Here is a 12,854-nt window from a genome sequence, read left to right as displayed (position 1 = left end):
CAAGCTACTTCGCCCGCAAGCGGATCGACCGGGGTTGGCCCGAAGTGCACCCGTTCGAGGTACGGCCCGGTCGGTGTGGGTTGATCGGTGATCAGCGGGAGGTCCGCCGTTCCCGCCGGGGAGGCGTGGCCGGGTGGCGGTAGGGGTGGGCGGGGGTGCGGGAGCGGTAGACGACGTAGGGCCGGGCGAGGTAGCCGACGGGGACGGTGAAGGCGTGGACGAGGCGGCTGAAGGGCCAGAGGGCGAACAGGGCCATGGCGAGCGCGGCGTGGATCCGGTAGACGAGGGGCGCGCCGGTCATGGCGGTCACGTCGGGGTCGAGGGTGAACAGGCTGCGGAACCAGACGGACACGCCCTGCCGGTAGTCGTAGGCGTGGTGACCGGCGCCGGTGGCGGTGGCGGTGAGCCCGGCGAGCAGGACGGTGGCGAGCAGCGGGTACACGGCGCGGTCGCTGCGGCTGGTGGCGGCGCGTACGGCGGGGACGCGCAGCCGCCGGTACAGCAGGATGCCGAGGCCGGTGGCGGTGGCGAGCCCCGCGGTGCCGCCGACGAGGAGGGCGTTGGCGTGGTACAGGCCCTCGCTGACGTGGAGGTGCTCGGTGAGGGTCTCGGGGATGATCAGGCCGACGACGTGTCCGGCGATCACGAAGAGCAGCCCGTAGTGGAAGAGGGGGCCGCCGATGCCGAGGAGGCGGTGTTCGTGGAGCTGGCTGGAGCGGGTGGTGAAGCCGAACCGGTCGTAGTGGTAGCGCCAGGCGGTGCCCGCGGTGAAGAGGACGAGGGCGAGGTAGGGCAGGACGCCCCACAGGGCGATGTGGACGTGGGTCATCGGCCGCTGCCTTCCGCGACGGGGCTGATGCCGAACGGCTCCAGCCCGACGGTTTCGGTGGGGGGTCCGTTGCGGGCGAGCGCGAGGGCCGCGGCGCGGTCGGTGGGTGAGGTCCCGGGCAGGGTGTCGCAGACGGCGCGCAGGACGTCGGCGTACGGGCTGCCGTGGTCGGTGAGGGCGAGCCTGAGCAGTTCGAGACCGGCGCGGTGGTCGAGCAGGACGCGGGTGCCGGGGCCGGGGCAGCGGGCGGCGAACTCCAGGATCAGCGGCAGGTGGTCGGGCAGTTCGTCCTCGGGTGGCTCCCATCCCTCGGCCCGGTAGCGGGCCTTGAGGCCGGCGAGGGTGGCGCCGCGGCGGCGGGTGTCGCCGTCGGTGTAGTAGGTGAGGTGCAGGGTGCGGCGGCGGCTGCGGTCGAAGGTGTGGACGTAGGCCGCGGCCAGGTCGAGCGCCGGGGTGCCGTCGACGGCGGCGCAGAACCGCAGCAGGGGTGCGGCGGCGGGGGTGGCGAGTCGGGTGAGGGCGTCGGTCACGAGGGTGTGGCGGGCGGGCCAGTCGGGGCCGGGGTAGCCGAGGAGGAGGGCGGCGGACTGGTGCAGCGCGGGGGTGGCGGGGTTCACCGGTCGCCGTCCTCGCGGCGGGGGAACAGTCCGGCGGGGCGGCCGCGGCCGTTCCAGCCCAGCAGGTTGAGCCGCCCGGCGAGCCCGGCCCCGGCCCCTGCGGGTTCGGCGGGTTCGGGCACCGGGGGCGCGTGGAAGGCGCCGGGGGCGTCGTACGGCATCATGCCGGGCAGTCCGTCGCCGTCGAGGCTGCAGCTGTCGGTGGGGGCGTCGCCGCCGGAACCGCCGGGCCCCGCGGTGTAGCTGGTGGGGATGACGTACCGCTCCTCGTACTTGGCGAGGGCGAGCAGCCGGTACATGGCCTCGATGCCGTCGCGGTCCATGCCGACGGCCGCGGCGATGGCGGGGTCGCGGTCCTCGCCGAGGTTGACGCGCCGCATGTGGCTGCGCATGGCGGCCAGTCGGCACAGGGCGGCCTCGACGGGTTCGGGGTCGCCCGCGGTGAACAGCCCGGCGAGGTATTCGAGCGGGATGCGCAGGCTGTCGATGGCGCCGAAGAGGTTGACCGGGTCCTCGCCGTCGTGGCCGGTGGCGGTGAGGGCGTCGACGACCGGGGAGAGCGGGGGGACGTACCAGACCATGGGCATGGTGCGGTATTCCGGGTGCAGCGGCAGGGCCACCCGGTAGCGGCTGATGAGGGCGTGCACCGGGGAGCGGCGGGCGGCCTCGATCCAGTCGTCCGGGATACCGGAGTCGGCGGCGGCGCGGGCGACGGCGGGGTCGTCGGGGTCGAGGAAGCAGTCGAGCTGGGCGCGGTAGAGGTCCTGTTCGTCGGGGGTGGCGGCGGCCTCGCCGACCTTGTCGGGGTCGTAGAGGATGACGCCGAGGTAGCGCAGCCGTCCGACGCAGGTCTCGGAGCACACGGTGGGCTCGCCCGCCTCGATCCGCGGGTAGCACAGGGTGCACTTCTCGGCCTTGCCGCTGCGGTGGTTGAAGTAGACCTTCTTGTACGGGCAGCCGCTGACGCACATGCGCCAGCCGCGGCAGCGGTCCTGGTCGACCAGGACGATGCCGTCCTCGATCCGCTTGTACATCGCGCCGGAGGGGCAGACGGCGACGCAGGACGGGTTGAGGCAGTGCTCGCAGATGCGGGGCAGGTAGAAGAGGTACGCCTGTTCGTACTCCAGCCGGACCTTTTCGCTCATCTTCGCCAGGACCGGGTCGCCCGCGAGGTGTTCGGGGCCGCCGCCGAGGTCGTCGTCCCAGTTGGGGCCCCAGGTGACGGCGGTGGGGCGGCCGTCGATGAGGGAGCGGGGCGGGGCGGTGGGCACGTCGTCGCCGAGCGGGGCGGTGGTGAGGTTGTCGTAGTCGTAGGTCCAGGGCTGGTAGTAGTCGTCGAGCCGGGGCAGTTCGGGGTTGGCGAACAGCCGGGCGAGGCGGCGGGCGCGGCCGCCGGTGCGGGGGACGAGCTTGCCGCGCTTGAGCTGCCAGCCGCCCTTCCAGGTGTCCTGGTCCTCGTAGCGGCGGGGGTAGCCCTGGCCGGGGCGGGTCTCGACGTTGTTGAACCAGACGTATTCGGTGCCGGAGCGGTTGGTCCAGGTCTGTTTGCAGGTGACCGAGCAGGTGTGGCAGCCGATGCACTTGTCGAGGTTCATGACCATGGCGATCTGGGCCATCACCCGGGGGCGGCGGGGCATGTCAGTACTCCACGTTCTGGGAGCGGCGCCGGATGACGGTGACCGCGTCCCGCTGGTTGCCGGTGGGGCCGTAGTAGTTGGGGGCGAAGGAGAGCTGGGCGTAGCCGCCGATGAGGTGGGTGGGCTTGATGAGGAGTTTGGTGAGGGCGTTGTGGACGCCGCCGCGGCGCCCTGTGGCCTCGGACTTGGGCACGTTCACCAGCCGTTCCTGCACGTGGTACATGAACACGGTGCCGGCCGGCATGCGGTGGGAGACGACGGCGCGGGCGACGACGACACCGTTGGCGTTCACGGCCTCGATCCAGTCGTTGTCGCGGACGCCGACGGCTTCGGCGTCGGGGACGCTGAGCCAGATGACGGGGCCGCCGCGGGCCAGGGTCTGCATCAGGAGGTTTTCCTGGTACTCGGAGTGGATGGACCACTTGGAGTGCGGGGTGACGTAGCGGACGGTGACCGCGCGGCCGTCACCGCCTTCCGCCCCGGGTGGTGCCTCGCCGAGGGCGGCGAGGTCCAGCGGGGGCCGGTAGACGGGGAGTTGTTCGCCGAGTTCGGCCATCCAGGAGTGGTCGAGGTAGAAGTGCTGGCGGCCGGTGAGGGTGTGCCAGGGCTTGCGGTGCTCGGTGTTGATGGTGAACGGGGCGTACCGGCGGTCGGGGGCTTCCTTGCCGGACCATTCGAAGCTGGCGCCGACCTGCACGGGCCTGGCCTGGGTGTCGGAGAACACGACGCGGCGTTCGGCCACGGAGGCGCCCAGTTCGGTGAGGCCGGAGCCGGTGCCGCAGCGGTCGGCGAGCCGGGCGAACCCTTCGGCGGCGACGCGTCCGTTGGTGGTGCCGGAGAGGGCGAGGATGGCTTCGCACATCTTGGCGTCGGTGTCCAGCAGGGGCCTGCCCTCGGCGGCGCCGCGGGTGGCGGTGCCGCAGCGTTCGGCGAGCCAGTCGGCTTCCGGGCCGGGGTGCACGGTGATGCCCTTGACCTGCATGCCGGACTGCTCGGGGAGGGGGCCGAAGGCGGCGAGGCGGTCGGCGACGGCGGTGTAGTCGCGGGTCACCAGGGTCAGGTTCGGCAGGTTCGTACCGGGTACGGCGGGGGTACGGCCGTCGCGCCAGTCGGGTACGGCCCCGCCGGGCTGGGCCGTCTCGCCCGGGGTGTCGTGCATCAGGGCGGTGGCGACCAGGTCGTGGGCCACGTCCAGCCGCCCGGCGGCGAGTTCGCTGAGCTTGCGGGCGAGGCCGTGGAAGATGTCGAAGTCGGTGCGGGCCTGCCAGGGCGGGATGATGGCGGGGGTGAAGGCGTGCACGTAGGGGTGCATGTCGGTGCTGGACAGGTCGTGTTTCTCGTACCAGGTGGCGGCGGGGAGCACGAGGTCGGCGAAGAGCGTGGTGGAGGTCATCCGGAAGTCCAGCGCGAGCAGCAGGTCGAGCTTTCCGCGGGGCGCCTCGTCCTGCCAGGTGAGGTCGGCGGGGCGGTTTCCGGGCGGGGTCTCCTCGGCGGTGGCGTTGTCCTGGGCGCCCAGGAGGTGGCGCAGGAAGTACTCGTTGCCCTTGGCGGAGGAGCCGATGAGGTTGGCCCGCCATACGGTGAGCACGCGGGGCCAGTTCTCCGGTGCGTCGGGGTTCTCGCAGGCGAACTCCAGCTCTCCGGAGGAGAGTTGGTCGGTGACCCACTCCCCCGCCGATCGTCCGCTCTCGTTGATCCGGCGGCCCAGTTCCAGGGGGTTGGCGGCGAAGGTGGGGTACGAGGGCATCCAGCCCAGCCGCATGGACTGGGCGACCAGGTCGGCGGTGTGGCGGCCGGTGAACAGGCCCTGGCCGGTGGGTGAGGCGAGCGCGTCGGCGCCGTACCGTTCGTAGCGCCACTGGGAGGTGTGGAGGTACCAGTACGGGGTGCCGGCCATCTGCCGGGACGGGCGGGCCCAGTCGGCGGCGGTGGCCAGCTGCTGCCAGCCGGTGTACGGGCGCACCTTCTCCTGGCCCACGTAGTGCGCCCAGCCGCCGCCGTTGACGCCCTGGCAGCCGGTGAGCAGCAGCAGGGTGAGGAAGGAGCGGTAGATGGTGTCGGAGTGGAACCAGTGGTTGGTGCCCGCCCCCATCACGATCATGCAGCGGCCGCGGGTCTTCTCCGCGGTGCCCGCGAACTCCCGTGCCGCGCGGATCACGGCGGCGGCCGGGACCGAGGTGATGGCCTCCTGCCAGGCGGGGGTGCAGGGTGCGGAGGCGTCGTCGTAACCGGCGGGCCACTGGCCGTCCAGGCCGGGGCGGCCCACCGCGTACTGGGCCAGGAGCAGGTCGAAGACGGTGGTGACGAGCCGTCCGCCGATCCGCCGGGCGGGGACGGTACGCCGGACCGTGGCGCCGGGGGTGTCGAAACGGGGCAGCTCGACCTCGGCGGTCTCGGCGCCGGGGGCCCGGTGGAGCGTGAGGCGGGGGGTGATGCCTTCCAGGTCGAGGTTCCAGCGGCCTTCGCCGTGCTTGCTCCAGCGGTCGCCGAGGGTGCCGTTCGGGACCGCGGGACGGTCGGTTTCCGCGTCGTACAGCACCGGCATCCAGTGCCGGTCCGCCTCGTCGGCGTGGGCGGCCAGGCCGGGTTCGGTGTCCGCCAGACCGGCGGCGGTGAGGAAGGTGCCGGGGGTGTGGCGCCCGTCCCGTTCGGTCAGTTCCACCAGGAAGGGCAGGTCGGTGAAGCGCCGTGCGTAGTCGGTGAAGTAGGGGACCTGGCGGTCGACGAAGAACTCCTTGAGGACGACGTGTCCCATCGCCATGGCCACCGCCCCGTCGGTGCCGGGGTGGGGGTGCAGCCATTCGTCGGCGAACTTGGTGGCGTCCGCGTAGTCCGGGGAGACCACGACCACCTTCTGTCCCCGGTAGCGGGCCTCGGCCATCCAGTGGGCGTCGGGGGTGCGGGTGACCGGCACGTTGGAGCCCCACAGCATCAGGTACGCCGCGTCCCACCAGTCGCCCGACTCGGGGACGTCGGTCTGGTCGCCGAAGACCTGCGGGGAGGCGATCGGCAGATCCGCGTACCAGTCGTAGAACGAGATCATCGGGGCACCGATCAGCGCCATGAAGCGGGCGCCGACCGCGTGGGAGGCCATGGACATGGCGGGGATGGGGGAGAAACCCGCGATCCGGTCCGGGCCGTGGGCGCTCAGGGTGTGCACATGGGCGGCGGCCGCGATCTCCAGGGCCTCCTCCCAGCCGATCCGCACCAGCCCGCCCTTGCCGCGGGCGGACTGGTAGCGGCGCCGTTTGACCGGGTCCGAGGTGATCTCCCCCCAGGCGGCGACGGGGTCGCCGAGCCGGTCGCGGGCCTCCCGGTAGAGCTCGAGGAGTACACCGCGGACGAGCGGGTGACGCACCCGGGTCGGCGAGTAGGTGTACCAGGAGAAGGAGGCGCCGCGCGGGCAGCCGCGCGGTTCGTACTCCGGCCGGTCCGGGCCGACCGAGGGGTAGTCGGTCTGCTGGGTCTCCCAGGTGATCAGCCCGTCCTTGACGTAGACCTTCCAGGAGCAGGAGCCGGTGCAGTTGACCCCGTGGGTCGAGCGCACCACCTTGTCGTGCGCCCAGCGCTCGCGGTACGGGGAGTCCTCCACGGTCTGGTCGGTCCGGTAGACGGCCCGCAGGTCGGGGGTGGTGGGGAGGCGACGCAGGGACGTCCCGGCGGCGAGGAGCCGTTCGGTCACGGCGGAGGCGAGGGTCCCGGTCTGCTGGTGGGGGGTGCGGCGCGCCACGGTCCACTCCTTCGGCGGTGGCTCCGCGCCGTGTCTTCCGGCCGGGGCCCTGGATGGATGTCGCGCGACAGCATCACTCGGGATTCGGCCATGAAGCCTGAGGTCTTTCGGTCATTTAGCATCACCTAGGCCGTTTTTTTCTCGCGGTTTGCCTTTTCCGCGCCGAACTTGCGTTCTGGTCGGAATATTCCGGTGGACCATTCCGGCCACGGAGAGCGACCACGCCCCGAGCGCCACCCAGGCACCGGCCTGACCGATGAGGACCAGCGGGCGCAAGCCCTCTGCCTTGCCGAGGGCGCCCGTGGAGACCGCGTACATACCGGTGGGGAAGACGATCGTCCACCAGGTGGGTTCGTACGCCAGCGGTATCCGGTGCCGCAGATGCCGCCAGGCACCGGCGGCCAGCAGCGGCGGCAGCAGACAGGTGGCCCAGGCCCACAGGACGAGGAGGACATCGCGGTTCAGGGCGGGGCCCAGGGCCGCGTCGAGCCCCGGGTGGGCGAGGCGGGCCCCGGCCAGGAGGCTGATGGCGCAGGCCCCCATGGTGATCCAGTAGGGCGGCGTCAGGTCCCGCGGCGCCACGCCGAACCGCAGCAGCCGGCCCGCCACCAGCGTGGCCACCGCCGCGTACAGCAGCAGCCCGGCCGCCCACGCGAGCGCGGTGCCCGGCAGGCCACGGGCGGGCGCCGGCCCGCTCACGGCCAGCACGGCGGACTGGACGCCCACCACGCACAGGAACCAGGTGCCCTCGGCCCGCCGCACAGCCCCGCCCGCGCCGAGCCGGTGCGCCATCCGCGCCACGCATCCCAGCAGGACGGTGCAGACGGGCACGGCCAGCACCGTCAGGACCGTCGTGACCGCCCGCCACGGTCCGTGCGCCAGCCGGGCGGCGAGCACATCGGAACCGGCGACGAAGGTGAAGAAGCCGAACACCCGTCCCGGGTCGCGCAGATCAGCGGCCACCTCCCGCGAATGGCGCGCCACGCGCCACACCAGCGCCGCCAGCAGCCCGGCGTAGAGCGCGACGGCCAGCTCCAGCAGCGCGTCCGACACCTGTGGGGCGCCCGCCGCCGCGAGCCCCTGGGACACGATGCCGGTCGCCATGACGGGAGCGAAGGCGGCGGGTGGCAGGTCACGGGCCGTTGCCCCGTACATCGTCCGTGTCACAGGGGAAGGGTGCCATCGGCGGTGGTTTCCCCAGCGTTCACCTTGCTCAGTGTTGGTTCGAGTTGGCCTTTGTCGGCCCGTGTTTTGGTGCGCGCTTGGCACAACGCCTCCCTTCCCTCGACCGGCCGAACGCGGTCGGGGGAAGGGAGGGGCTCGTGTGGCGTGAAGTACCAACACGAACAGGTGTTTCCCCCCTCTGACGGCGGGGTGCGCGCCGCGGCTACGCCCTCTGCTTCTCCTCCTGCTTCTCCCGCACTCGCAGGGCGCGCCGCAGGTCGTCGAGCTGGTCTTCGAGGCAGCGGCGCAGGGCGGGGAGCAGGTCGGGGGTGGTGAGGCATTCCTCGCCGAGCCGCAGGGTCGTGGCGTCCACCGTCGTCGGGAAGCCGGACCGGGCGATCGCCTGGGCGATGGCGGGTCCGCGGCGGGCGGCGGTGGTCACGGCGTCGGTGAAGTAGCGCGGTACGTACGCGGTGAGCAGGTCGTGGTGTTCGGGCTGCCAGAAGCCGGTGGCGGTCGCGGTGACCAGATAATTGGAGAGAGGCGCGATTGGGGTGGTCTCGCCGAACAGGGCGTCCCAGGCGGCCTGTTTGGCCTCCGGGTCGGGAAGCGCGGCGCGGCAGCGGGCGGCGCCCTCCTGGCCGGTGGCGCTGGAGTCGCGGGCGAGTTCGGCGTCGATGTCGGCGGGGTCGGCTGCGCCGAGGATCGCGAGCCTGCCGAGGATCTGCCAGCGCAGTTCGGGGTCGAGGGCGGGCCCGCCGGGGACGGTGTCGCCGTCGAGCCAGTCGGTCAGCTCGGCGGGGGCGGTGGCGCTGGCGATGTAGGTGCGTACGGCGGAGAGCCGCAGCCCGGGCCCGGAGCCGTCCTCTGTGCGGCGCAGCAGGTCGCGGCAGGTGGCGGCGAGGGTGTTGAGGGCGGCGGGGCGCTGGTCGGCGGGGAGGTAGCGGTCGGCGATCTGGGTGCGGGCGAAGGCGAGGACGCCCTGCACGATCGCTATGTCGGTCTCGTGCGGGAGGTGGGTGCGGGCGATGTCGAGGTAGTCGGCGCCCGGGAGGTCGCCGTCGCGCACCATGTCGCGGGCGGCGTTCCAGAGGGTGGCGCGGCTGACGGCGTCGGGGAGGCCGGAGAGGGAGCGCACGGCGGCCTGCCAGGAGCGGGTGTCGAGGCGGATCTTGGCGTAGCTCAGGTCGCCGTCGTTGAGGAGCAGCAGATCGGGGCGGGGGCCGGTGAAGGAGAGGGTGGGGGCGGGGTCGGCGCCGTCGAGTTCGGTCTCGACGCGGTCGCGCAGCACGAGTTGGTGCGGGGCGGCGGGTTCGTGGTCGTAGAGGCCGATCGCGATGCGGTGGGGGCGGCGGCTCGTCGAGGGACCGCCCTCGTGACGGATGTCGAGGTGCCATTGGCCGCCGTCGGTGGTGAGGGCGGGGGTGAGGGTGTCGACTCCGGTGGTGCGCAGCCAGAGGTCGGCCCAGGCGTGGACGTCGCGGTCGGAGGATCGGGCGAGGGAGTCGATGAAGTCGGCGAGGGTGGCGTTGCCGAAGCGGTGCCGGGCGAGGTGTTCGTTGATCCCGGCGAGGAAGTCCTTTTCGCCGAGCCAGGTGACGAGCTGGCGCAGCGCGGAGGCGCCCTTGGCGTAGGAGATGCCGTCGAAGTTGAGGCGGGCGGCGGCGGTGTCGGGGACGAGTGCGGGCGCGGGGGCGACGGGGTGGGTGGAGGGGCGCTGGTCGGCGTCGTAGCCCCAGCCCTTGTGACGGATGCCGAAGTCGGCCCAGGTGCCGGTGTAGCGGCTGGTCTCGGCGATGATCTGGAAGCCCATGTACTCGGCGAAGGACTCGTTGAGCCAGATGTCGTCCCACCAGGTCATGGTGACGAGGTCGCCGAACCACATGTGGGCCATCTCGTGGGCGATGACCATGGCGCGGGTCTGGCGTTCGGCGTCGGTGACGGCGGAGCGGAAGACGAATTCGTCGCGGAAGGTGACGAGGCCGGGGTTCTCCATGGCGCCGGAATTGAACTCGGGGACGAACGCCTGGTCGTAGGAGTCGAAGGGGTACGGCTCGTCGAAGATCTCGCGGTAGCGGTCGAAGCAGCGCCGGGTGATGTCGAAGAGTTCATCGGCGTCGGCTTCGAGGTGAGGGGCGAGCGAGCGGCGGACGTGCAGTCCGAACGGCAGTCCGGCGTGCTCGGTGTGCACGGAGTGGTACGGGCCGGCGGCCAGCGCGACCAGATAGGTGCTGATGGGCGGGGTGGGGGCGAACCGCCAGCGGCCGTCGGCGGGGTCGCCGTCGCGGGTGGCGATGCCGTTGCCGAGGACGGTCCACCGGGGCGGGGCGGTGACGCGGACGTCGAAGACCGCCTTGAGGTCGGGCTGGTCGAAGGCGGCGAAGACGTCGCTGGCGTCGGCCATGCAGCACATGGTGTAGAGGTACTTCTCACCGTCGGCCGGGTCGGTGAAGCGGTGCATGCCCTCGCCGGTGTGCGAGTACGTCATGTCCGTCTCGACGCGCAGCTCGTGCTCGCCCTCGGTGAGGCCGGTGAGCGGGAGCCGTCCGTCGGCGATGACCACGGCGGGGTCGAGGGCGAGGTCGTGTCCGTCGAGCACCGCCCGGTGCAGGGCGGCGGGGTTCAGCTCCACGAAGGTGTCCGCGCCGGCCTCGCGGGCGGTGAAACGGATGGTCGTGGTGGAGCCGAACCGTTCGTCGCCGCGGGTGAGGTCGAGGTCGATCGTGTAGCGGTGGACCTCGACGAGGCGGGCTCGGATCTGCGCTTCCTCGCGCGTCAGTACGGACATGGGGACATGCTGCCCTACGGGCGGTGGGCGGCACACGGGTCTTCAGGGTCTGCCGGGCGCGGGGGCGGACGGGGGCGCACCACCGGTGTGCGCCCGCGCCGTACGCCCGGCGGACGGGGTCCGCGGCTGACTCAGGAGCGCGCGATCGTCTCGTGATGCCGGATGACCTCGGCGATGATGAAGTTGAGCAGCTTTTCGGCGAAGGCGGGGTCGAGTTTGGCGCTTTCCGCCAGTTCGCGCAGTCGGGTGATCTGGCGGGCCTCGCGGGCGGGGTCGGCCGGGGGCAGCTTGTGGGCGGCCTTGAGGTGACCGACCTGCTGGGTGCACTTGAAGCGCTCGGCGAGCATGTGGACCACGGCCGCGTCGATGTTGTCGATGCTGTCGCGCAGCCGGGCCAGCTCCGCGCGTACGGCGTCCTCGACCTCGTCGGTCGTGCTGGTCGGGTCGGGCTGGCCGGTGCGGTCGGCGGGGTCGGTCTCGCGGTGCGTCATGGCCCCTGACCCTATGCCAGCGGGGCCGCGGCCTCGGCCCCGGGACCGCCCCGCCCCCGGTGGGGGGTTGTGAAGGGGACGGGACGGTCTCCCGTGGAGGTCTGCCCCCTCGGTCGCAGCGCCTCCACCGTGAAGGAGCCGCAAATGCGAGACGGGGTTCCCTTTGACGCCGGGATTTTCCGCACGGGCCGATCGGACCGCGGTTACTCTCACCGGCATGATCGCGACGCTTCAGTGCACCGTCATCGACTGTCCGGACCCGCCCGCGCTGGCCGCCTTCTACGGCGCGATCCTGGGGTGGCGGGTGGATGACAGCGACCCGGAATGGGCGACCCTGACCTCGGCGGACGGGCAGCGGTTCGCCTTCCAGCTGGCACCGGACCACCGGCCGCCGCGCTGGCCGGACCCGGCGTATCCGCAGCAGATGCATCTGGACTTCGACGTGCCGACGATCGAGGACGCGGAGCGGGCGCAGCGGGAGGTGATCGCGCTGGGCGCGACGTTCCTGCACGACAGCCGCGGGGAGCGGTCGGGGTTCCGGGTCTTCGCCGACCCGGCCGGGCACCCGTTCTGCATCTGCTACGGCCAGATTTGACGAGGGCGGATACGGCACGGACCCGGCGCGCTCCGTCGCGCCGGGTCCGTGTCCACCGTGGGGGTGTGGTGAGGTCAGCCGCCGAGCTGGGCCGCGGCGCTCTTGATGTTCTGGGCGAAGGTGCTCACCTCGGTGTAGACACCGGGCTTGCCGGGCCGCGCGCAGCCCTCGCCCCAGCTGACGATGCCGACCTGGATCCACTGGCCCGCGTCGTCCTTGCGGAACATCGGGCCGCCGGAGTCGCCCTGGCAGGTGTCGACGCCGCCGGTGGACATCTTGCCCGCGCAGATCTCCTCGCCCGCGACGAGCTCGCTGTACGCCGACTTGCAGGTGGCGTCGTCGACGAACGGCACGGTGGCCTTGAGCAGGTAGCGCTGCTGGCCGCCGCCCTCGGTCGCGGCGCCCCATCCGGCGACAGTGAAGTCGCCCTTGTTGTACGCCGTGGTCTCGGCGATCTTCAGCGTGGGCTGGTTGATGGGCTTGGCGAGCTTGATGAGCGCCCAGTCCTTGCCGGTGCCGTTGTAGCCGGGGGCCTGGAGGACCCGGGTGGACTTGACCTTGACGGCGCTGGAGCTCTGGAGGTCGACGACGCCCGCGGTGGCGGTGATGGAGGTGTTGGCGCCGCTGCCGTCCACGCAGTGGGCGGCGGTGAGCACGATGTCCTGGGTGTAGAGGGCGCCGCCACAGCCCATGGAGAGCCGGACCATGAAGGGGAATTCACCCTGGGCGGCGCGGGTGCCGCCGACGACGGAGGGGCTGGGCTCGGGGCCGGCGGGCTGGGCGGTAGCGGTGCCCGGGGTGAGGCTGAACGCGGCGAGGGCGACCGCGCCGAGGGCCGCGGATCTCTTCAGGTGCTTCAGTGCGTTTCGCAACGGAAGTCCTTTCGTGGGGGGTTGCGCAAGAATGTCAGGCCCACGTCAAATGACAAGACCTGTGCATGCCCTGTGATTATGTGAAGTCCGCGAACGGCATGGCAAGGGTGACGTTCCGGCCATGCGCCCGG

At 72.2% G+C, this 12,854-nt stretch carries 9 protein-coding genes; 1 reads left to right on the top strand and 8 read right to left on the bottom strand.

Annotation, left to right across the window (positions count from 1 at the left end):
* Positions 1–91 precede the first annotated feature (91 nt).
* The 7 genes from narI to ACH4TL_RS27515 all read right to left on the bottom strand — a co-directional run bounded on the left by narI (position 92) and on the right by ACH4TL_RS27515 (position 11,256).
* Entirely contained in the window at positions 92–829 is a 738-nt protein-coding gene (gene narI / locus ACH4TL_RS27545; RefSeq protein WP_398319816.1) for a respiratory nitrate reductase subunit gamma, read from the bottom strand.
* A complete protein-coding gene (narJ, locus tag ACH4TL_RS27540) occupies positions 826–1,446 on the bottom strand; it encodes a nitrate reductase molybdenum cofactor assembly chaperone (protein ID WP_398319819.1) in 621 nt (206 codons plus the stop codon). Before narJ ends, narI begins: the two co-directional genes overlap by 4 nt.
* On the bottom strand, positions 1,443–3,083 hold the full coding sequence (gene narH / locus ACH4TL_RS27535) for a nitrate reductase subunit beta (RefSeq protein ID WP_398319822.1): 1,641 nt from the start codon (positions 3,081–3,083) through the stop codon (positions 1,443–1,445). The genes narJ and narH overlap by 4 nt, the downstream gene beginning before the upstream one ends.
* Position 3,084: 1 nt before the next feature.
* Positions 3,085–6,813, bottom strand: a complete 3,729-nt coding sequence (locus tag ACH4TL_RS27530; protein ID WP_398319826.1) for a nitrate reductase subunit alpha — start codon at positions 6,811–6,813, stop codon at positions 3,085–3,087.
* Between the two features lie 111 nt (positions 6,814–6,924).
* Positions 6,925–7,980: a tellurite resistance/C4-dicarboxylate transporter family protein gene (locus tag ACH4TL_RS27525; RefSeq protein ID WP_398319829.1), complete on the bottom strand. Its 1,056-nt coding sequence runs from the start codon at positions 7,978–7,980 to the stop codon at positions 6,925–6,927.
* A 220-nt stretch (positions 7,981–8,200) separates the two neighbouring features.
* The gene (gene pepN / locus ACH4TL_RS27520; RefSeq protein WP_398319832.1) at positions 8,201–10,765 is read right to left on the bottom strand and encodes an aminopeptidase N; all 2,565 of its coding nucleotides are present in this window, start codon (positions 10,763–10,765) and stop codon (positions 8,201–8,203) included.
* A 131-nt stretch (positions 10,766–10,896) separates the two neighbouring features.
* The gene (locus tag ACH4TL_RS27515; RefSeq protein WP_398319835.1) at positions 10,897–11,256 is read right to left on the bottom strand and encodes a chorismate mutase; all 360 of its coding nucleotides are present in this window, start codon (positions 11,254–11,256) and stop codon (positions 10,897–10,899) included.
* A 217-nt stretch (positions 11,257–11,473) separates the two neighbouring features.
* On the opposite strand from ACH4TL_RS27515, the gene ACH4TL_RS27510 reads away from it, so the two are divergent.
* A complete protein-coding gene (locus ACH4TL_RS27510; protein ID WP_398319838.1) occupies positions 11,474–11,851 on the top strand; it encodes a VOC family protein in 378 nt (125 codons plus the stop codon).
* Positions 11,852–11,925: 74 nt separating this feature from the next.
* Here the strand turns inward: ACH4TL_RS27510 and ACH4TL_RS27505 are convergent, their stop codons facing one another.
* Positions 11,926–12,723: a S1 family peptidase gene (locus ACH4TL_RS27505; protein ID WP_398319841.1), complete on the bottom strand. Its 798-nt coding sequence runs from the start codon at positions 12,721–12,723 to the stop codon at positions 11,926–11,928.
* Positions 12,724–12,854 lie beyond the last annotated feature (131 nt).

It is taken from the genome of Streptomyces sp. NPDC021115 (genome assembly GCF_044333065.1).
Classification (GTDB): domain Bacteria; phylum Actinomycetota; class Actinomycetes; order Streptomycetales; family Streptomycetaceae; genus Streptomyces.
This window is presented reverse-complemented; position numbering and strand designations above follow the sequence as displayed.